Consider the following 20,978-nt stretch of genomic DNA (forward strand, 5'->3'; position numbering starts at 1 on the left):
GGTGTTGACGCTTGCGTCTCAGTGGGTGGCGATGGGCTTGACCCTGGGGTTGTCCTCGTCGACGTGGTAGTCCGACGGGTCGGTGTGGTCGACGCCGTTGGAGACCTTGGCCCTCTTGGCGATCAGCGTGACGATCACCGCGACCAGCAGGTTGACGAACAGCGCGACGATGCCGACGTAGATCTGCGTCGTCGAGGCGCCGAACGGGTGCCAGCCGAAGATCGAGATGTTGCCCAGCGGCAGTGCCGAACCGGCGAAGTGCGACTTGCCGACGGCCGGGTTGCCGATGTTGTAGAGCAGCCACATGCCGTAGCCCATGCCGCCGACCCAGCCCGCGACCAGGCCGTACACGTGGAACCAGCGCGTGTAGAGCGCGATCGCGACCGCCGGCAGCGTCTGCAGGATCATGACGCCGCCGATGAGCTGCAGGTCGATCGAGAACTGCGGGTCGACGAACACGATGAACGCGACGGCGCCGAACTTCACCACCAGGCTGGCGAGCTTGGCCTGCTTGGCCTCCTCCGCCGGGGTGGCGTTCTTCTTCACGTACTCCTTGTAGATGTTGCGCGTCCACAGGTTCGCCGCCGCGATCGACATGATCGCCGCGGGCACCAGCGCGCCGATGCCGATGGCCGCGAACGCGATGCCCGCGAACCACGACGGGAAGTTCGCGCCGAAGAGCTCGGGGACGATCGTGTTCGTGTCGGGACGGCCGGTCGCCTGGTTGACGATCGGCTTGGTGCCCGCGCTGATCGCGACGAAGCCCAGCAGCGCCAGCAGACCCAGCAGCAGCGAGTACGCGGGCAGCGCGACCATGTTCCGCTTGATCACGTTGCGGCCGCGGCTCGCGAGGATGCCGGTCAGCGAGTGCGGGTAGAGGAACAGCGCGAGCGCGCTGCCCAGTGCCAGCGTGGCGTACTGCAGCTGGTTGGTGCCGGTGAGCAGGATGCCGTCGGTCTTGCTCGGCGTGGCGTCGAACTTGGCCTGCGCGTCGTTGAAGATCTCGCCCCAGCCGCCGAACTTCGAGGGCAGGTAGATGATCGCCACCAGGATCACCAGGTAGATCAGGATGTCCTTGACGAACGCGATCAATGCCGGCGCCCGCAGACCTGACTGATAGGTGTAGAGCGCGAGGATCAGGAACGCGATGAACAGCGGCAGGTGGCCGAGGATGCCCGAGCCGTTGAGGCCCATGCTGCGCAGCACTGCTTCGAGGCCGACTAGCTGCAGCGCGATGTACGGCATGGTCGCGACGATGCCGGTGACCGCGATGATCAGCGCCAGCCAGTGCGAGCCGTAGCGGCCCTTCACGAAGTCGGCGGGCGTGACGTAGCCGTGCACGCGGCTGACCGACCACATGCGCACCAGCGGCAGGAAGACCAGCGGGTACAGGATGATCGTGTACGGCAGCGCGTAGAAGCCGAGCGCGCCCGCACCGAACATCAGCGCCGGCACCGCGACGAAGGTGTAGGCGGTGTAGAGGTCACCGCCGACCAGGAACCACGTGATCCAGCTGCCGAACTTTCTACCGCCAAGACCCCACTCGTCGAGATGTTCGAGAGTGTCGCCCTTCTGCCACTTGGCCGCCACGAAGCCCATGACCGTGACGAGCAGGAAGAGAGCGCTGAAAACGATCAGCTCGGTCCACTGCATCAGTTCGCTCCCTCGTCCAGGTCGTCAACGCCGAGCTTGTCCGGCTTGCCGGTGACCACGGCCTTGTCCTTGGTCTTCACGTAGACCAGGCCGACGCACACGACGCCGAGCGGGACGAACAGGAACTGGTACCAGTAGAAGAACGGCAGCCCGAGGATCCTGGGTTCGTCCTGGTTGAACCACGGCGTGATGAGCATGAACAGCGGAAGTATCAGCAGCAGGTTCCAGTTGCTCCAGCGCAAGCCGGTCTTGTGCTCCGACGGCATGGTGGCCTCCGTGTACGCGGTGTTGCGCGGATGTTAGGCCTGATGAAGAGTGCCGTCAGCCTCGTGATCGCAATCGTTGCCTTCGACTTAACGTTCTCTTTGGACTAATCCGCCGTCAGGCGGCTGACGAGGTCCTGTTCGGCTGCGTCGAAGTACTCGTCCAGCTGCTGGACCGCCTGCTCGACCGTGCCGTCGTTCAGCAGTTCGACGATCTTGCGGTTCCACGGCAGGTAGGTCTGGTGGAAGGCCTCCACCTCGTGCGCGACGCGGAACGCGAGCATGAGCTCGGCGAAGAGCCGGTCGGACTCGTCGCTCAGGCGGACGCTGCCCGCGAGGCCGACGATGCCGCGGTGGAACTGGATGTTCGCGGTGCCGGTCTTGCTGAAGTCGTTCTTCTCCGCACGCGCCACGGCCTGGCGGACCGGCGTCCGCACGGCTTCCCGCTGCTTCTCGCTGACGTCGTTCCACCGGCGGAGGGCGCCGCACTCGATCACGCGGCGTGCGGCATAGAGGTCGCGCACGTCGTCGCCGGTCGGGCGGCGGACGAAGACGCCGCGGCTGTGTTCGTGCACCAGGATCCGGTCGCGCGTGAGCAGCCGGAACGCCTCGCGGAGCGTGTTGCGGCTGACGCCCAGCGCGCCGCCGATCGCTTCCTCGCTCAGGCGCAGCCCCGGCTCCAGCTCACCGTCGAGCACCCGTTCGCGCAGCATGTCGGCGACCTTCTGCGCGGTGCTCGCGCGCTCCAGATCGGCCTTGCCCTGAGCCAGCGTCGACACCCACGTCTCGGTCACCTCGGCAGTCTATTTGCAGGATCGTTCTATTGCACTATCGTAGAATCGTTCAACAATCCCACGATCCAACAAAACGAGCGCGCCTGGGAGGACGTCCATGGACCTGAACGCGGATCTCGGCGAGGGCTTCGGCCAGTGGACCCTCGGCGACGACAAGGCACTGCTGAACGTCGTGACCAGCGCGAACATCGCCTGCGGCTACCACGCGGGCGACGCCGACACGATGCGTGAGACCTGCGCGCTGGCCGCCGCTGCGGGCGTCGCGGTGGGTGCCCACGTCGGCTACCGCGACCTGGCGGGCTTCGGCCGCCGGTTCATCGACGTTGCCCCGGACACCCTGACCAACGAGGTCCTGGCCCAACTGGGCGCGCTGGCAACGTTCGCCCGAGCCGCTGGCACCCGCGTCTCGTACGTGAAACCACACGGCGCGCTCTACAACACCCTTGTCCGGCACGAGGCCCAGGCCGACGCGGTGGTCGACGCGGTCCGGCTGTTCGACCCGACGCTCGCCGTCCTCGGCCCACCGGGCGCGGTCTGGCTGAAGCGGGCCTCGGTCGCCGGACTACGGGTGTGGCACGAGGCGTTCGCCGATCGCGCCTACACGGCGTCCGGAACCCTGGTGCCGCGCGGCGAGCCGGGAGCCGTGCTGCGCGATCCGGCCGAGATCGCGGCCCGGTGCGTGCAGCTGGCGACGGAGGGGTGGGTTCGCAGCGTCTCCGGTCGTCCGGTGCGGATCCAGGCCGATTCCCTCTGCGTGCACGGAGACACGCCAGGCGCGGTGGAGATCGCTCGCACGGTTCGTGCGGCCCTGGAGGCGGCCGGCGTCGCGGTGGGCCGCGTGGAGTCGCCGCTGCGGCACACCCGTCAGGCGGTCTGACGGACCAGCGCGGCGGCGCCCACCAGTCCGGCCTCGCCGCCCAGCTCCGCCTGCCGCACCTCGAGCCCGGCCAGGTACGACAGCCCGGCATGCGTCTTCAACGTCCGTCGCACCGGCTCGAACAGCAGCTCCCCCGCCTGCGCCACTCCGCCCCCGATGACCGCCAGCTCCAGGTCGCACACCGCGGCCGCACCGGCGATCGCCATCCCGACGGCCCGGCCGGCGCGTTCGAACGCCTCCAGCGGGATCTCCTCGCCGGACATCGCGGCGGCGGCCAGCAGGGCGGCGTCGGCGCCGTCCGGTGCCTGCCAGCCCTTGCGGCGCGCCCAGTCGACCATGCGCGGGCCGCCCGCGACGGTCTCCGCGCAGCCGCGGCCGCCGCACGTGCAGGGATCGCCGTCGGGCTCCACGACGATGTGGCCGATGTGTCCCGCGTTGCCGGTGCGGCCGCCGAACGGCCGTCCGTCCAGCACCAGCCCACCGCCGACGCCGGTGGACACGACCAGGCCGATCATGAACGTGCTGCCCTGGCCGGCACCGCGCCAGTGCTCGCCCAGCGCCATGCACACGCCGTCGCCCGCGAGTTCCACCGGAACGCCGGGGAACAGCGACGCCACCGACGACCGCAGCGGGAACTCCTGCCACGACGGCACGTTGATCGGCGAGACGGTGCCGGCGACTGCGTCCAAGGGGCCGGCCGAGGCGATGCCGACGCTGGCGACAGCCGCGTCCTGAACGACCGACGAGATCACCGAAACGACGGCGTCCCAAGGGTTCTCGGACGGCGTCGGCACGCGCGAGGAGCGCACCACCGAGCCGCGGGGGTCCACCAGGGCGGCGGCGATCTTGGTGCCGCCGAAGTCCAGTGCCAGCACCAGATCAGTCACGGTGACGCAGCTTAACCAGCCACTTCGAGGCGGATGGGCGCAGTGGTCCTGACCAACTCGCCGGCGGTCACGCGGACCACGGCGGACCAGGTGCCCGGCGTGGCCCAGGGCGGCGCCGCGACGGTGAACTCGAGCGGCAGACGGCCTTGAGCGGGGAGCAGGCCGCCCACGCAGAACGGGCCGGCGAAGTCCCACGACTCACGCGGCGACAGCAGACGGGCCTGCACCGGCAGGTCGCCGAGCGCGCCGGAGGCCACGACCACCTGAAGCGACGACGTTTCCCCTGGTCCGACCGACACGACCGACGGTGCCGAGGCCACCCACAGGACCTCGACGGGGTCGTCGTCCCATTCGGGAACCGTCAGCAGCGCGATGTCGTAGACCTCGAACGGCAGCCCCTCCAGCGTGACGCGCACCGGGTGGCAGCCGGGCGTGCGCGGCGGCACCAGGTCCACTTCGGCCAAGACGTGACCGCCTGCCGGAAGCGACACCGGCAGCGAGTCCCACGACGCCGACCAGCCGTTGGGCAGCGAGAGGCGGACGACGCCCGAGAACGCCGGGCCGTCCGACACGGCCACCACCCGCAGCCGCGTCGGGCCGAGCACTTCGAGCCGGACGTTCGCGGGCAGGCCGCCCAACGGCGCGGGCTCGTGCAGCCAGTAGCGCGCGAACACCGGCGTCACGGCAGGTGAGACAGGGCCCAGCGGCCCAACCGACGGCGGCGTCCCAGGAGACCCCAGCACGCCGAACAACGAGGAAGGACCCAGGTGATCGACGTCGTTCCACAGCGTGAAGGTCGTGGACCCGACCATCTTCTCGCCGACCTCGCTGTGCCAGACGCTGACAGGACCGATCAGACGGGGCGTCTCCTGAGCAGATCCGTCCACGGCGACGAGAGAAGCGACCGGGTCGTACGACAGGACGTAGTGAGTGGAGGCGATCTCGTTGCCGTAGCCGCGCTTCCAGCCATGGTCGACGTCGTCCTCGACCAACTCGTACGTGCAACACCCGCGTGCGGGCACATCGCGCGCCAAGAACGTCACGGTCACACCGTCGACCAACGTCGGCAGCACCACACCGTCGAGCTCCACGTGCACGTTCAAAGCAGACGGCAGATGCACGGACACGATGTCGGTGCAGGGAGAGGACAACGGATTCCAGACGGTGACCAAGGAGTCCACAGTGGACGTCAACGCGGCCAGAGAACGCGACACGACCTCGGACCGCAGGTCGAAGGCCTCGCGAGGGTGTGCGAGGGCAGCACGCTCCAGTGCGGCGTGCGGAAAGGGCAATCCGGTCAGCCGGGCGAACACGGCAGCAGGAGAGTCGTCCGCCGAAGCAGGTGGCACGGGCGCAGACCCGCGCACGTAGTAGTCACGCGGCAACGAGCATACGATCCGCGGCCACGTGTAGCGCGCGCTCCAGTCGTGGTGGACAGCAGTAACCCACGGATTCGGCGCATCCCGAGCGCCACCGACCGGCAGCATCACGTGCGGAGCGGAAACACCGGACCGCAGTTCCAGGAACGCCGAGTAGACCGACCGCTCGGCCTCGCCCAGCGACGAGGCCGTCAGCGGCAGACCGGACGGCAGCGACGAGAGCACCGGCGCCACACCGACCACATTGGACTCGGACCCGACGACCTCGACCCGCCCCTCGGAGATCAGCCGCAACAGCAGCGAACGGTGCTGCGGGAACGTGTCCCAGTACGGCTGCAGCAACTCCACCGACGTCACGGCGAACCGGTAGGCGGGATCGGTCAGCGCCAGGTCCAGATGGGCGCGAAGAGCAGCGAACGGCGCGTCGCCCGCGACGTGCCCGACGAGGTGCACTGTCCACCCCGGCGAGCCCACGACCAGCGAGAACGTGCACGTTTCCTCGCCGGCGGCGGACCGCATCACGGCTTGAGCGGGCACCACGGCGCCCGGCTGATGCGCCGAGACGTCGACGCCGAGCTCGTAGCCGAACGGTCCCAGCACCAGCGATCCGCCGTGCCGCGGCGAGTGCAGGCCGGGCCCGGACACGTGCGCGTGCACCGGCCCCGCCACCGCGGGCGAGGTCAGCCGCACCACCTGCAGCAGCGCGGTCCGAGGCCCGACGAACAGCTCGGTGGACTCGGCGGCGATCACCACAAGATCGCACCACCGTTCACCACGAGGCGAAATACCCCGATGGTGGAGTTCTACCGCTTCAGCATCCGGGTCAGACCGGCCGCCACGGTCGTCGCCAGCACCCAGCCCATCACGATCAGCCCGGACGCGATCCACTGCGACGCTCCCGGCGTCTGCCAGCGGTTCTTGTTGCCGAAGTCGACGATCGGCACCACCAGGTCGATCGTGTAGAGCCACGCGTTCCACGGCAGGTGGTCGTCGTCGTTGATCTCGATCAGCGGTCCCTTGACCTGGAACCAGATGCTGCCGACGACCCATGCCGCGATCAGCCACCCCAGGGCGCGCGCCGGGCGGTAGCCGTAGCCGACCATCGACCGCTGCAGGAAGCTCCACAGCAGCACCAACGGGCCGAAGAACCGCATGCCCTCGGCAACGGCCTTGTACCGCAGGCGTTGCTTCTCGATCAGCACGGTCGAGGCGTGCTCCTCGTTGCCGGCCGCGGTCAGCATCTCGGCGAACTGGTCGTACGGGCGCGGGTGGTAGCTGCGCCGCATCGCCTGCCGCAGCCAGCGCAACCGCTGCTGCACCTGGTCGTCGTCGCGCAGGTCGATCGGGTACGCGAGAGAGTCGTAGCGGAAGTCGTCGAGGTCGATGAAACCGGTGGTGTTCCAGAAGTTCTCGTTGTCGTCCAACGACGTGCAACGCGCCTGCCGCAGCGTCACCAGGCCCTTGGGCGGTGACACGACGTTGAGCATCAGCTCCTGCACCTGCATGCCCATGGCGTTCAACGCGTGGCTGTCGAGCTTGTAACCGAGCACTCCGCCGTTGAAGTTCGCCATGCGCCCGATCACCGCGCGACGGCAGCGCACGCCGCCATGTGCGACGAACTCCTTGTCGCCACGCGCGCAGATGAGGTCGCGGCCGATCGTGGCGCCGCCGATGTCGAGCGACGGCTTCTCGCGCGGCTGGTGCCGGTACTTGCCCGGCTTGATCAACCGGCTGCCGCGCAGGTCGAGGTTCGCGCCGACGGTGATGCCGCGCAGTTCCAGGCCGCCGGAGACCTCCGACTCGCGCACGACGAAGTTGCTGCCGATCTGGCAACGGTTGGCCAGCACGGCATCCGCGGCCGGATTGTCCACAGTGGCCCGTTCGATCGTGATGCTGCCGCGCACGTGCGTGTCGACCATGCGCAGCTGGCCCTTGATCTTCACACCACGGCCGACGACGTCGCCGCCGATCTCCGCGCCGTCGACGTGCAGTGCGCGGCCCGAGCCGGTCGGGTCGGTGCCGACGGCGGGCGGCGAGACGGCGTCGATGACGGCGTCTGCCAGCGACAACGTGCCGCCGATCTTCGCGTTCACCGCGCGGATGGTGCCCTGGCTGGTGAAGCCGCGGTCGAGCTCCAGGTCGCCGGAGACGTCGACGCGGTCGAGGATCAGCGTCGCCGAAGGGTCGTCGTGCGGGTCGCTGCTGTCGGCGAAGTCGGAACCGCGCGAGAGCATCGCGCCGCTCAGCGACAACGTGGAGCTGATCCGGGAGTTGGACAGGAACACCACGCCGTGCGAGGTGAACGCGCCGAGGAAGTTGCCGCCGACCTGCATGCCGTTGCCGTTCAACGTGAAGCCGTCGGCGTTCTCCAGCACGGAGCTGCCGAGGTTGACGTTGCCGCCGATGCGCGAACCCGCCAGCCGGATCTCGCCCTCGGTGTGGATGCCGAACCCGAGCAGCGCGCCGGCGATCGTCAACCGGTCGCCGTGCAGGCACAGTCCGCCGGGAAGGCTGAACCTGGTGTCCCGCAACAGGACCGAGCCCGCGATCTCGGCATCGGTCAGGTCGGTGAGCCCGGTGACGCGGCAGCCGAGCAACGAGACGTCGTTGCCGCTGTGGAGGTTGCGCGCCTCAAGACCGGGCAGGTCGCAGTCGGTGAACGAGATGCCGGCCAGGTTCGCCTGCCGCAGGTCCGGCGCCGCCTCGAACTGGCAGCGCTCGAACTCCAGCAGGTAGGGCACGTCGACCGCGCGCAGGTCGAGCACGCCGGTGACCACCCGGTCCACCACGTGGATGACGGGTGGGGTGCTCGGCCTGCGCCGCGGCAACCTCCACCCGCCACCACCGGAGTTCTCGTTCTCCCCCAACAGCCCCCGCAGCACGTCCGCCGCGGCGACTTTCCCCCTCGCCACCAGACCAGGCTAGGCCGGGTCGCGCGGGCCGTGGTGCGTCGGGTCGAGCACGCGGGCCAGGAACTCCTGAGTGCGCGCCTCCTGCGGGTTGCCGATCACCTCGGCCGCCGGGCCCTCCTCGACGATGTAGCCGCCGTCCATGAAGATCACCTTGTCGGCGACCTCGCGGGCGAACTGCATCTCATGCGTCACGACCAGCATCGTCATGCCCTCGTCGGCGAGCTGGCGCATCACGCCCAGCACGTCACCGACGAGCTCGGGGTCGAGCGCCGAGGTCGGCTCGTCGAACAGCATGACCTCGGGGTCCATCGACAGCGCGCGGGCGATCGCCACACGTTGTTGCTGGCCACCCGAGAGCTGCGCGGGCATCGCGTTGGCCTTTTCCTTCAGACCCACCCGGTCCAGGTTGCGCAGGGCGATCTCCTGCGCCTCCTTCTCGCCGCGCTTGAGCACCTTGCGCTGCGCGACGGTGAGGTTGGCCAGGACGTTCAGGTGCGCGAACAGGTTGAACGACTGGAAGACCATGCCGATCTTCGTGCGTGCCAGGTCGATGTCGACGTCCTGGTCGGTCAGCTCGGCGCCGTTGACGACGATCTTGCCGCCGTTCGGCTCCTCCAGCAGGTTCACGCAGCGCAGCAACGTCGACTTGCCGGAGCCGGACGGGCCGATGATGCAGACCACGTCACCGCGGTTGACCGTGACGTCGATGCCCTTGAGGACGTCCAACGAGCCGAACGACTTCTTCAGCCCGGTGATCTCAACGGAAATGTCGCTCACAGGACGGACACCTTCTTTCCGCCGGAGCGGCGCTCCAGGTACCTCGACAGGTACCCGAGAGGCAACGTGATGATCAGGTAGCACAGACCGACGACGAGGATCGGGGTGAGCGACGGGCTGCGGCTCAGCGTCTCCCGCCCGAACTTCGTCAGCTCGTACTGGTCGCGGGCCAGTCCGATGATGTAGATCAGCGAGGAGTCCTTGGTCAGCAGGATCAGCTCGTTGGTCAGCGGCGGCAGGATGATCCGGAAGGCCTGCGGGATCACGATGGTGATCATCGCGCGACCCTGCGACATGCCCAGCGAGCGCGCGGCCTCGACCTGCCCCTTGGGCACGGCCTGGATGCCGGCGCGGATGGTCTCGGCCATGTAGGCGGCACCGACGATGCCGAGCGCCAGCATGACCGTGGAGTAGATGTCGAACTGGATCTGGAACGCGAGCGGCACACCGAACGCGAGACCGATGAACACCAGCAGTGCCGGGATGCCGCGGAAGAACTCGATGTAGACGGTCGCGATCCAGCGGTACGGCGCGATCGACGAGAGCTTCATCAGCGCGAGCACCAGGCCCAGCGCGAGACCGAACGCGAATCCGAGCGCCGTGTAGATGAGGGTGTTCTTCAACGCGATGGTGATGACGTTGGGGAACATCTCCCCCATCGTCTTGAAGTTGAAGAACGCCGTGCGGATCTGTTCCCAGTCGGCGAGGAACGCGATCACCAGGGCGACGACGACGAGCAGCGTGTACTGCGAGTACCGGAAGTATTCGGCCCGCTTGCGCTTGGACAGCGCCATGGTGTGACTCCTAGCGGCTTCGGTTCGGACACGAACGGGGCGGCGTCATCCGCCGCCCCGTCGTTGGAGAGCTACTTCTTCTCCGGCTTCTTGCCGAACCACTTCTCGTAGATCTCGTCGTACTTGCCGCTTTCCTTGGCCTTCTTCAGCACCTCGTTGACCTTGGTCAACAGCGCGGTGTTGCCCTTCTTGACGCCGATGCCGTACTGCTCGTTCGTGTTGAACTCGGCGGAGACCGTGGTGTCCGGGAACTCCTTGGCGTAGTCGAAGAGCACGCCGTTGTCGTTGATCGCGGCATCGACGGCGCCGGTGCGCACGGCGGTCTCCATCAGCGGGAGGTCCTCGAACTGGATGACCTCGTAGCCGTTGGCGGCCTTGTTGTCGTTCGCGTAGATCTCACCGGTCGTGTCCTGCTGGACACCGATCTTCTTGCCCTTGAGGTCCGCCAGCGCCTTGATCGGCGAGTCCTTCTTGACCAGCAGCGCCTGCGTGGCGTCGAAGTACGGGTCGGAGAAGTCGATCGCCTGCTTGCGCTCTTCCTTGATCGTCATGCCGGCCGCGGCGACGTCGCACTGGTTCGCGTTGAAGCTCGCGCCGGACGTGATCGTCTCGAACTGGGTGTCGAAGATCTCCTGCTTGACCTTCAGTTCGTCGGCGATCAGGTCGACCAGATCGACGTCGAAGCCGACCGTCTTGTCGCCGTCGGTGTACTGGAACGGCTTGTAGGACAGATGGGTGCAGGTGACGAGCTTGCCTTCCTTGACAAGCTTGATACCACCGTCGGTGGTGCCACCACCGCTGTTGGTGCTCGTCGCGCAACCGGCGAGCGCGGTCAGCGCTAGGGCCGCTGCGGGCAGCAGGGCGAGCACGTGCCTGGATCGACGAGCCACTGCGTCACTCCTCGTAACTGTCGCGGACGAGTGAACGGGATCCTGCCACTCGGGTGACGCGGTGGACAGCACGTGGGTGTTACAGGCCACTGCCTTGCAATGTTCTTGCGTCAAATCAGTCTGTCGGGCACAGAATCTTGCGCGATTTGGCCCAGATCACACAACGTCTTCACGTATTGCGCACGAATGATAACCATCCGCGAGCGTGTCCTTGATCAGGATTTGATCACGACGGTGCTGGTCAGCGTGTTCTTTCGGTCAGCAGACCCGCCACCAGCGCGGTCCAGCCGGTCTGGTGCGTGGCCCCGAGGCCCTCACCCGTGTCCCCGTCGAAGTACTCGCTGAAGGTGACGTGCCTGCGCCAAAGGGGTGACTCGGAGGCCTCGATCCGCTTGCCGTCCGAGGGTCTGCGCCCGTCGTGGTCGGGCAGGAACAGGCCGACGAGCCGGTCGGAGAGCTCGTCCGCGACCTGGCCCGCGGTCACCCAGCGGCCGGAGTGCGTCGGCATCTCGACCTGGAACATGCCGTCGTGGAACGCGCAGACGGTGCGAAGCGCCTCCACCAGCAGCGCGTTGGTGGGCAGCCAGACCGGGCCGCGCCAGTTCGAGTTGCCGCCGAACATCGGCGTGTGCGACTCGCCGGGCTCGTACCCCATGCGGTGGTCCTGGCCGGCGACGTTGACCTCGAGGCCCTCGCGGTGGGCGGCACTCAGACTCCGGATGCCGTGCGGCGACAGGAACTCCTGCTCGTCGAGCATCCGGTGCAGGACGCGCTTGAGCTTGCTCTCGTCCAGCAACGACACGAACGCGCCGCGCTCGTAGTGGAACGTGATGAACTGCCGCAGCTCCGGCCGGCGCTTGAGCAGGTGCTCCAGTCGACTGGTGAACCCGTGCAGGTCGCTGAGCACCCACGGTTCGAGAACGGCCGACGCGAGCAACGGGATCAGGCCGACCATCGACCGCACGCGCACCGGCTCGGACTCGACGTGACCGTCCGGGTGGCGTCGCGAGACGCGGTCGTAGCAGAAACCGTCCTCGTCGTGCCAGATTCCGCGTCCGTTCGACCCGAAGTGCGTGAACGCCTCCGCGATCGACAGGAAGTGTTCGATGAACTTCGTCGCGACGTCCTCATAGGACTCGTCGTCGCGTGCCAGCTCCAGCGCGATCTGCATGAGGTGCAGGCTGTACGCGGCCATCCACGACGTGGCGTCGGACTGCTCCAGCCGCCACGCGCCCAGTATCGGCTCGGACCTGTTGACCGGCCCGATGTTGTCCATGCCGAGGAACCCGCCCTCGAACAGGTAGCTGCCGTCGGCGTCCTTGCGGTTGACCCACCAGGAGAAGTTGAGCAGCAGCTTGTGGAAGATCTTGGCGAGGAACCCGCGGTCCCTGCTGCCGTCCGCGCGGTAGACCTGCAACGCCGCCCACGCGTGCACCGGCGGGTTGACGTCGCCGAACTCCCACTCGTAGGCGGGAATCTGGCCGTTCGGGTGCATCATCCACTCACGGCAGAACAGCAGCAGCTGTTCCTTCGCGAACGCGGGATCGACCAGGGTGAACGGGATCGTGTGGAACGCGAGGTCCCACGCCGCGAACCACGGGTACTCCCACTCGTCCGGCATCGAGATCACGTCGGCGACGTCGAGATGCCGCCAGTGCACGTTGCGCGCCTCGGGCGTTCTTCGGCTCGACGGCGCCTCGGGCTTGGTCGGGTCGCCGTCCAGCCAGTCACGCGTGCGGAACCGGTAGTGCTGCTTCGTCCACATGAGACCCGCGAGCGCGCGCCGCAGCACGTGCTTCTCCTCGGGGCTCGTGTCCGGCGCGATGGCGTCGTGGAACTCGTCGGCTTCGAGCTTGCGGGCGCTCATGGTCTCTTCGAAGCTCGGTCCGAACGGGTCCAGGTGCCCGTCGCCGCCGACGAGCCGGACGCGGATCGTCACCGTCTCGCCCGGCTCCACCGGATCGAACGAGTACCAGGCCGCGAACTTCGTGCCGGACGCACCAGGGTCGTCCGGTCCCACGACCTGACACGTGGACGTGCTGCCGTGCACCACGTAGTTGCAGATGCCGTCCTTGGCCCACGGCGACGGGTTGCGCTCGGCCCCGAAGAGCGACATCTCGTTGCTCTCGTTGTCCGTCATGAGCATCGACGGCGAGTCGTCCAGGTGCAGCGTGTACCGGCCGAGGTTGCCGTGGTCAGCCGTGACCTTGCGTCCGGTGGTGGTGCTCGCAACGAGCTGACACGGCCGTTGGTCCCGCCCCCACGCCCACGTGTTGCGGAACCACAGCTGCGGCAACAGGTGCAGCGGCGCGTCCTCCGGCCCGTGGTTGGTGGCGCTGATCTCGACGCAGATGTCGTCCGTGTCGGCCTTCGCGTAGGTGACCTGGACGTCGAAGAACCGGTTCTCGTCGAGCACCCCGGTGTCGCTCAGTTCAGGCTCGCGGTTCTCCCGGCCGGCGTTGCGCGCCATCTCCCGCAACTGGCCGTAGGGGAACTCGCGCTGCGGATACCGGTAGACCACCTGCATCCAGGAGTGGGTGGGCGTCCCGTCGGTCACCCACCAGTGCTCCTTGACGTCCTCGCCGTGGTTGCCCTCGTCGTTGGTGAGGCCGAAGTACCGCTCCTTGAGGATCGGGTCCTTGCCGTTCCACAGGGCGATCGCGAAGTTCATGAACCCGTGCACGTCGCAGATGCCGGCGATGCCGTCCTCGCCCCACCGGTAGGCGCGCGCACGGGCGTGGTCGAACGGGAACGACGCCCACGCGTCACCCTCGGGCGAGTAGTCCTCGCGGACCGTGCCCCACTGGCGACCCGAGAGGTACGGCCCCCACAGCCGCCACGGCGAAGTCGGTGTGTCCGACTCCGCGAGACGCGCCCGTTCCGCTTGTTCGCCCATCGCCCCAGTGTGGGACACCTGGTAGGACGGCTGGTGGGGTCCAGGTCTTGTCTGAGTGATTCCTCACTAAAAGACGGGTCAGGCCTGCTTTGAGTGCGAGTCGAGCACCAGCGCGATCGCCTCGGTGACCCGAGCCGCGTGCGCCAGGTGCAGCCACTCGTCCGGCACGTGACAGTTCGAGTCCGGACCGATCACGCCCGTCACCACGAACTGGGCCTCGGGGTACGCCTCGTGCAGCAGCCCCATGAACGGGATCGAGCCGCCCAGCGACACGGTCCGCCACGGCGCGCCGAAGATCTCCTTGCCCGCCTCGTCCAGGACCGCGGACAGCCAGGGGGCCAGCTCGGGCGCGTTCCAGCCGTCGGCCGACTCGACCCGGGAGAGCTCCACGGTCGCGTTGTACGGCACGTCGGTGGTGAGCTTCTCGCGCACCGCCTCCAGCGCCGCGGCGGCCGAGGCCGTCGGGGGCAGGCGGAACGACAGCACCAGCGAGGTGAACGGCCGCAGCACGTTGCCGGCGTCGTCAGGCAACGGCAGACCCTCGGCACCGGTGACGGACAGGGTCGGCCGCCACCCCGAGTTCAGGGCCAGTTCGACCTCGTCGGACGACACGGGCTCCAGGTCGCCGACGCGCGGCACCGCACCCCACAGCGCACCCGGCGCGGCCTCCACGGCCTCGCGGACCTCGGCCAGCCGCCCGGCCGGGATCTCGACGTGCATCTCCGGCACGAGGATCTCACCGGTCTCCGAGTTCTCGATCCGGTCCAGCAACGCGCGGGCGATGCGGAACGACGACGGCACGATGCCCGACGCCATACCCGAGTGCAGTCCACCGTCCAGCACCCGCACGGTGGCCGTGACCTGCACCAACCCGCGCAGCGACGTGGTCAGCCACATGCGGTCGTAGTCAGAGCCGCCGGAGTCCAGGCAGACGACGAGCGACACGCGACCCAGCTGTGAGGAGAGGTGCTCCAGGTAGGCGGGCAGATCGGGCGAACCCGACTCCTCGCCGGTCTCCAGCAGCACGACGCAACGGGCGTGCGAACCACCCGCGGCGCGCACGGCCTCGATAGCGGCAATCGCGGCATATCCGGAATAGCCGTCATCGGCCGCGCCGCGTCCGTAGAGACGTCCGTCACGCAGAACCGGGGTCCACGGCCCGAGCCCTTCACCCCAGCCGCCCACCGGGGGCTGCTTGTCGAGGTGTCCGTAGAGCAACACCGTGTCGTCGCCCGAGTTACCGGACGCGGGCACGTCGACCACGAGAAGCGGCGTGCGTCCCGCCAGTTGGACGACTTCGAGGGTCGCTCCAGGAAGGTTCCGGGAGTCGATCCAGAGGCGCACGTGCTCGATCGCGGCGGCCAGTTCGCCGTGCTCTTCCCAGGCGGGATCGAACGCGGGCGAGATCGCCGGTACGGCGACGAGCTGAGACAGGCTCGGGACGATGTCGTCGTCCCAGAGCGTCCTGACGGTGCTGGTCACAACTGAGCGGTCCACCTCTCGATCCTGTCACGACTCCGCCTCTGCTCGCGTGCTTAGGCTCTTCACCTGAGGCCCGCAGCTAAGTTAACGATCGGTAACCGGGACAGCGGCGTCCGGTAGTCGGACGGCCTAGTCGGAGGACAAAAGGTCGAACCTCCGACTGTTGTCGCTGATCAGAACGTTGACTCGTGTGTTACGAAGTGGGACGGGTCTCACCAACTCGGGTGAGGCCGTGTCAGGATGTGGTCGTAAGCCACCGTCACCGTCGACGGCTGCCTCCGGCCCCACAGGGTTGGCGGCGACCGCCGACGTCGCCGCACGAGGTCGTCACGAGCGATCAGGCGGTCGGAGTAGACAGAGGAGAAGGCGCATGTCGTCCCCTGAGCAATGGACGCACCCTGAGCCGGATGCAGCGCCGGCCGCCACTGCCGCAAAACCGACAGCGGAGCAGGTGATCGCAGGCTTGCGAGCGACCGACGAGGGCGGCGCCGACCTGGTGCAGCTCCTCACCCCGGAGGGTGAGCGGGTCCAGCACCCCGACTTCGACATCGACATCTCGGCGGAGGAACTGCGCGGTCTGTACCGCGACATGGTCCTGATCCGCCGGGTCGACCGCGAAGCGAACGCGTTGCAGCGCAAGGGCCAGCTCGGCATCTGGGTGCCGCTGCTCGGCCAGGAGGCGGCCCAGATCGGCGCCGGCCGCGCGATGCGTCAGACGGACATGGCGTTCCCGAGCTACCGCGAGCACGGCATCGCGTGGACGCGCGGGATCAACCCGACCGAGCTGCTCGGTATCTTCCGCGGCACGGACCAGGGCACCTGGGACCCCGTCGAGAAGCGCTTCCACCCGTACACGATCGTCATCGGCAACCAGGTCCTCAACGCGGCCGGGTACGCGATGGGCCAGAAGTTCGACGGCAAGGTCGGTGACGACGAGGGCGAAGCCACCATGTGCTTCTTCGGCGACGGCGCGACCAGCCAGGGTGACGTGCACGAGGGCTTCGTGTGGGCCGCGGTCTACGACGCGCCGCTCGTCTTCTTCTGCCAGAACAACCAGTGGGCCATCTCCGAGCCCACCGAGCGCCAGTCGCGCCTGCCGCTGTACCAGCGCGCCCGCGGCTACGGCTTCCCCGGCATCCGCGTCGACGGCAACGACGTCCTCGCGACGCTCGCCGTGACGAAGTGGGCGCTGGACGAGTGCCGTCACGGCAACGGCCCGATCCTGATCGAGGCGTTCACCTACCGGATGGACGCGCACACCACCTCCGACGACCCGACGCGCTACCGCCTGTCGGACGAGCTGGAGATGTGGAAGCTCAAGGACCCGATCGAGCGCGTGAAGGTCTACCTGGTCCGCCAGCAGTGGGCCGACCACGACTTCTTCGACAGCGTCGAGGCCGACGCCGACAAGCTGGGCGAGGAACTGCGGGAGTTCTGCACGAACATGCCCGATCCGCCCGCTGAACGGATCTTCAGCAACGTGTACGCGGAGGGCAGCCCCGTCCTCGACGCGCAGCGCGACGAATTCCTCGACTACGTCTCGGGTTTTGCTGGAGGTGAGCACTGATGGCTGCTCCGACCATGGACCGTTCCACGGCCGCTGCCCCGGCTTCCCCGGTGCAGACGCTCACCATCTCCAAAGCTCTGAACATGGGCCTGCGGGCGGCCATGGAGGCCAACCCCAAGGTCATCATGATGGGCGAGGACATCGGCAAGCTCGGCGGTGTCTTCCGAATCACCGACGGCCTGCAGAAGGACTTCGGTGAGCAGCGCGTGCTCGACACGCCGCTCGCGGAGTCCGGCATCATCGGCACCGCCGTCGGCCTCGCGATCCGCGGCTACCGCCCGGTGTGCGAGATCCAGTTCGACGGCTTCATCTTCCCCGGCTTCGACCAGATCGTGTCGCAGGTCGCGAAGCTGCACTACCGCACCCAGGGCAAGATCAAGCTGCCCATCGTGATCCGCGTGCCGTTCGGCGGCGGCATCGGTGCGGTCGAGCACCACTCGGAGTCGCCGGAGTCGTACTTCGCGCACACCGCCGGCCTCAAGGTCGTCTCGTGCTCGAACCCGGCCGACGCGTACTGGATGATCCAGCAGGCGATCGACAGCGACGACCCGGTGCTGTTCTTCGAGCCCAAGCGTCGTTACTACGAGAAGGGCGAGGTCGACACCACGGCCCAGCCCGGCAAGCTGTTCGAGTCGCGGGTGCTGCGCTCCGGCACGGACGCGACGCTGGTCGCGTACGGCCCGATGGTCCGCACCTCGCTCGACGCGGCCAACGCGGCAGCGGAGGACGGCACGTCGCTGGAGGTCATCGACCTGCGCACGCTGTCGCCGCTGGACCTCGCGCCGGTCTACGACTCGGTGCGCCGCACCGGCCGTCTGATCGTCGTGTCCGAGGCGCCGTCCGAGTCCTCGATCAGCAGCGAGATTGCAGCCAAGGTCCAGCAGGAGTGCTTCTACTCCTTGCAGGCACCGGTGCTGCGGGTGACCGGTTTCGACACCCCGTACCCGCCCTCGAAGCTCGAGGAGGAGTTCCTCCCCGACCTCGACCGGGTGCTGCACGCCGTCGACCGCTCTCTCGCCTGGTAAGGGGACAACCGGAAATGCCGCAGTTCAAGCAGTTCCCCCTGCCCGACACGGCAGAGGGGCTGACCGAGGCCGACATCCTCACCTGGCACGTGAAGCCGGGTGACACCGTCACGGTCAACCAGATCATCGTCGAGATCGAGACGGCCAAGGCCGCCGTCGAGCTGCCCTGCCCGTGGGCGGGCGTCGTGACCGAGCTCCTCGCGGAGCCCGGTCAGACCGTCGAGGTCGGCGTCCCGATCATCACGATCGACACCGACCCCGGTGGCGCGGCCGCTCCCGCTCCCGTTGCGGCGGAGGCGAACGGCACCTCGTCCGGCAAGATCGGCGAGGAGATGCCGGGCGGGCGCATCGCGACGCTCGTCGGCTACGGCCCGAAGTCCGGCGCCGCGAAGCGCCGTGCCCGCAAGGACGCGCCCGCCGCTGCTCCGGCCGCGGCGGTCGTGACCCCGCCCGCTCCCGCTCCTGCTCCGGTTGTGGCGCCCCCGGCTCCGGTCGTGGTCGCCGCTCCCGTGCAGACGCCGGGCGGGTACGTGCCGCTGGCCAAGCCGCCGGTGCGCAAGCTGGCCAAGGACCTCGGCGTCGACCTGCACGCGCTCACGGGCTCCGGCCCGAACGGCGTGATCACGCGGGAGGACGTCGAAACCGCGGTGGCAGCCCCGGTCGCCGCCGCTCCGGCAACGTCCTACGTGGACAACGGCTCGCGCGAGCGCCGGGTGCCGATCAAGGGCGTCCGCAAGGCGACCGCGCAGGCGATGGTGGACAGCGCGTTCACCGCGCCGCACGTCACCGAGTTCCTGACGGTCGACGTGACGCCGATGATGGAACTGCGCGCGCGCCTGAAGAACGCGCCGGAGTTCCGCGGCGTGAAGCTGACGCCGCTGGCGTTCTGCGCCAAGGCGATCATCCTCGCGGCCCGTCGCACGCCGGACGTCAACGCGACGTGGGACGCGGCGGCGAACGAGATCGTCTACAAGGACTACGTCCACCTGGGCATCGCGGCCGCCACGCCGCGCGGCCTGGTGGTGCCGAAGGTCCGCGACGCCGACCGCATGTCGTTGAAGGAACTCGCGGTGGCGCTCGACGAGCTCGCCACGGTCGCCCGTGACGGCAAGACGTCGCCGGCCGACATGATGAACGGCACCATCACGATCACCAACGTCGGCGTCTTCGGCGTCGACACCGGCACGCCGATCCTCAACCCCGGCGAGTCCGCGATCCTCGCCCTCGGCGCGATCCGCGACATGCCGTGGGTGGTCGACGGCGAGATCAAGATCCGCAAGATCTGCCAGCTCGCGCTGTCGTTCGACCACCGCGTGGTCGACGGCCAGCAGGGTTCGCAGTTCCTGGCCGACGTCGGCGCTCTGCTGGCAGAGCCGGGCATCGCGATGACCTACTGAGGTTGTTGTTCACGTGGTGGGGAGCTCTTCCTGCTCCCCACCACGGATCTTCAACCAGGGCGGCGGTGCATCGTCCTCGCCCGTCAAGAGGTCGACTTCTTCCAGCGGGCTGTCTCGGATCCACACCCGCTGGTACTCGGCATCAAGCGGTTCCAGCAGCACCAGACATCGTGTCAGTTTTGACATGTCAATGAAGAGAAAGCCGAGTGATCGTCGTTCTGCGGTGGCTCCTCGCACGTCCCCGAAGTCGAGGACGCAGTCGGTGACCTCGCAGCGTTCAATCCTGACAGCTCCTGTGTTCAGGGTGGTGTCGCGCCAGATCAACTGAGTTCGCTTGAGTTCACTTCGGTAGAAGTACAGCGCGCGACCTTTGAGTTCAGCTCGCCGGAAATCGAGAGTGGAGTCGTCCGCTGAGCAGCCGACGAACTGCGCGTCCTTGGTGAAGAGTGCGTCACTAAAGTTCGCGGTGGTGCCAGTGAACCTGGTGCCGTGGCAGCTCAGAAGATTGCGGAACGCAGTGCGTTCGAACGACGTGTGCTGCCCGGTGAACTCGGCGCCGTCGAAGATCACTTCGCCTTCAAACGTGCGTTCGCTGAAGTCCGCCTCGTCGAACTTCAGGCCGCTGAAGTCGAAGTTCAGTGGTGACCACAGGCCTACGCGCAGAGGCGTTCCGAGTCGGTCGCGCAGGGCTCGAAAGATCTTGTTGGCCACCTCGGCGTCGTGGTCGTCCTTCGGTAGTTTCAAGGTGTCAATCAGCGTGTCCACGCACATTTGCCGCTGGGTTTCCCAGTCGTCAGCGAGGCCTGCCATTGCAGACACTCCAGCGATCCGCAAACGGACCTCGTCATTGCCGAGCAGTTCGGCCGCGACTTTGAAGCGTTCGTTGAACAACTTGGTGCGCTCGCGTTCCTCCTGGTTCAGGCTGTGCGCGTGCGCGGCTTCCGTAACGCGTTGCTTGCGGTAATTCACGGCGAGCGCGACGACACCGCCGAATCCGGCGACGACCGCTAGCCCGATCTTCAACAGGTCGAGCATCTCGGTAGTGCTGAACGCCGCCTGCTTCGGCAGTTGTGGCCAGCCCAGCAGCCACAACAGTCCACCGCCTGCTGCCGCGGCGACGAGAGCCGCGATCAAGAGCCAGCCGATGATCGACACCCAGACGGGGACCTGGGCGTTCTGGCTGGTCCGCTGCCGTTGGCGAAACGGTGGGTCCAGGCGCCGGACCAGCAACAACAGCCACACCACGGCCAGCGCCCCCGCCGCCGGGTACTGCCAGGTGATCGCCCCCACGCAGGTGATCGTGCCTCATGGGCGGCTCGGTATGTGGAGGGTCCGCGGATGTCGATCGGCGGACCCTTCGATCGACGCAGGTGTGTCAAAGCTTC

At 67.9% G+C, this 20,978-nt stretch carries 16 protein-coding genes; 4 read left to right on the forward strand and 12 right to left on the reverse strand.

The genetic code is table 11. The annotated features are described in order from the left end of the window. Positions 1–18: 18 nt before the first annotated feature. From mctP to ACIRG5_RS13000, 3 genes are all read right to left on the reverse strand, one after another. Positions 19–1,653, reverse strand: coding sequence for a monocarboxylate uptake permease MctP (mctP, locus tag ACIRG5_RS12990; protein WP_402904246.1), 1,635 nt, complete (start codon positions 1,651–1,653; stop codon positions 19–21). Continuing rightward, on the reverse strand, positions 1,653–1,919 hold the full coding sequence (locus tag ACIRG5_RS12995; protein ID WP_402904249.1) for a DUF3311 domain-containing protein: 267 nt from the start codon (positions 1,917–1,919) through the stop codon (positions 1,653–1,655). Before ACIRG5_RS12995 ends, mctP begins: the two co-directional genes overlap by 1 nt. Before the next feature lie 104 nt (positions 1,920–2,023). Continuing rightward, positions 2,024–2,710, reverse strand: coding sequence for a GntR family transcriptional regulator (locus tag ACIRG5_RS13000; RefSeq protein WP_319976464.1), 687 nt, complete (start codon positions 2,708–2,710; stop codon positions 2,024–2,026). 97 nt (positions 2,711–2,807) lie between these two features. On the opposite strand from ACIRG5_RS13000, the gene ACIRG5_RS13005 reads away from it, so the two are divergent. Continuing rightward, complete coding sequence (locus ACIRG5_RS13005) at positions 2,808–3,587, forward strand: LamB/YcsF family protein (protein WP_402904252.1); 780 nt, start codon at positions 2,808–2,810, stop codon at positions 3,585–3,587. On the opposite strand, the gene ACIRG5_RS13010 is transcribed toward ACIRG5_RS13005, so the two are convergent. The 8 genes from ACIRG5_RS13010 to ACIRG5_RS13045 form a co-directional block, all read right to left on the reverse strand. Next, positions 3,575–4,474 (reverse strand): ROK family protein, encoded by a 900-nt coding sequence (locus tag ACIRG5_RS13010; RefSeq protein ID WP_402904255.1) that lies wholly within the window; start codon positions 4,472–4,474, stop codon positions 3,575–3,577. The two genes, ACIRG5_RS13005 and ACIRG5_RS13010, sit on opposite strands and share 13 nt — an antisense overlap. An 11-nt stretch (positions 4,475–4,485) precedes the next feature. Continuing rightward, positions 4,486–6,603, reverse strand: coding sequence for an NEW3 domain-containing protein (locus ACIRG5_RS13015; RefSeq protein ID WP_402904258.1), 2,118 nt, complete (start codon positions 6,601–6,603; stop codon positions 4,486–4,488). A gap of 53 nt (positions 6,604–6,656) precedes the next feature. Beyond that, positions 6,657–8,765, reverse strand: a complete 2,109-nt coding sequence (locus ACIRG5_RS13020; RefSeq protein ID WP_402904261.1) for a hypothetical protein — start codon at positions 8,763–8,765, stop codon at positions 6,657–6,659. Between the two features lie 9 nt (positions 8,766–8,774). Then, positions 8,775–9,542 carry an amino acid ABC transporter ATP-binding protein gene (locus tag ACIRG5_RS13025; protein ID WP_402904264.1) on the reverse strand — a complete coding sequence of 256 codons (768 nt, stop codon included), beginning with the start codon at positions 9,540–9,542 and terminating at the stop codon, positions 8,775–8,777. Further along, on the reverse strand, positions 9,539–10,336 hold the full coding sequence (locus ACIRG5_RS13030; protein WP_402904267.1) for an amino acid ABC transporter permease: 798 nt from the start codon (positions 10,334–10,336) through the stop codon (positions 9,539–9,541). The genes ACIRG5_RS13025 and ACIRG5_RS13030 overlap by 4 nt, the downstream gene beginning before the upstream one ends. Before the next feature lie 71 nt (positions 10,337–10,407). Further along, positions 10,408–11,226, reverse strand: a complete 819-nt coding sequence (locus ACIRG5_RS13035; protein WP_402904270.1) for an ABC transporter substrate-binding protein — start codon at positions 11,224–11,226, stop codon at positions 10,408–10,410. Between the two features lie 241 nt (positions 11,227–11,467). Then, positions 11,468–14,122: an MGH1-like glycoside hydrolase domain-containing protein gene (locus tag ACIRG5_RS13040; protein WP_402904273.1), complete on the reverse strand. Its 2,655-nt coding sequence runs from the start codon at positions 14,120–14,122 to the stop codon at positions 11,468–11,470. Between the two features lie 78 nt (positions 14,123–14,200). Next, positions 14,201–15,619, reverse strand: coding sequence for a M20/M25/M40 family metallo-hydrolase (locus ACIRG5_RS13045; protein WP_402904275.1), 1,419 nt, complete (start codon positions 15,617–15,619; stop codon positions 14,201–14,203). Positions 15,620–15,974: 355 nt separating this feature from the next. Between ACIRG5_RS13045 and pdhA the strand changes: the two genes are divergently transcribed. Genes pdhA through ACIRG5_RS13060 form a run of 3 tightly spaced genes read left to right on the forward strand, consistent with a single transcriptional unit; the run spans position 15,975 to position 19,593 of the window. After that, positions 15,975–17,171 carry a pyruvate dehydrogenase (acetyl-transferring) E1 component subunit alpha gene (gene pdhA, locus ACIRG5_RS13050; RefSeq protein WP_319976474.1) on the forward strand — a complete coding sequence of 399 codons (1,197 nt, stop codon included), beginning with the start codon at positions 15,975–15,977 and terminating at the stop codon, positions 17,169–17,171. Continuing rightward, the gene (locus tag ACIRG5_RS13055; RefSeq protein ID WP_189157420.1) at positions 17,171–18,196 is read left to right on the forward strand and encodes an alpha-ketoacid dehydrogenase subunit beta; all 1,026 of its coding nucleotides are present in this window, start codon (positions 17,171–17,173) and stop codon (positions 18,194–18,196) included. Before pdhA ends, ACIRG5_RS13055 begins: the two co-directional genes overlap by 1 nt. A 14-nt stretch (positions 18,197–18,210) precedes the next feature. Continuing rightward, positions 18,211–19,593 carry a dihydrolipoamide acetyltransferase family protein gene (locus tag ACIRG5_RS13060; protein ID WP_402904281.1) on the forward strand — a complete coding sequence of 461 codons (1,383 nt, stop codon included), beginning with the start codon at positions 18,211–18,213 and terminating at the stop codon, positions 19,591–19,593. 9 nt (positions 19,594–19,602) lie between these two features. On the opposite strand, the gene ACIRG5_RS13065 is transcribed toward ACIRG5_RS13060, so the two are convergent. Beyond that, positions 19,603–20,883, reverse strand: coding sequence for a pentapeptide repeat-containing protein (locus tag ACIRG5_RS13065; protein WP_402904283.1), 1,281 nt, complete (start codon positions 20,881–20,883; stop codon positions 19,603–19,605). Positions 20,884–20,978 lie beyond the last annotated feature (95 nt).

The organism is Lentzea sp. NPDC102401 (genome assembly GCF_044765805.1).
GTDB classification, from domain to species: Bacteria; Actinomycetota; Actinomycetes; order Mycobacteriales; family Pseudonocardiaceae; genus Lentzea; species Lentzea sokolovensis.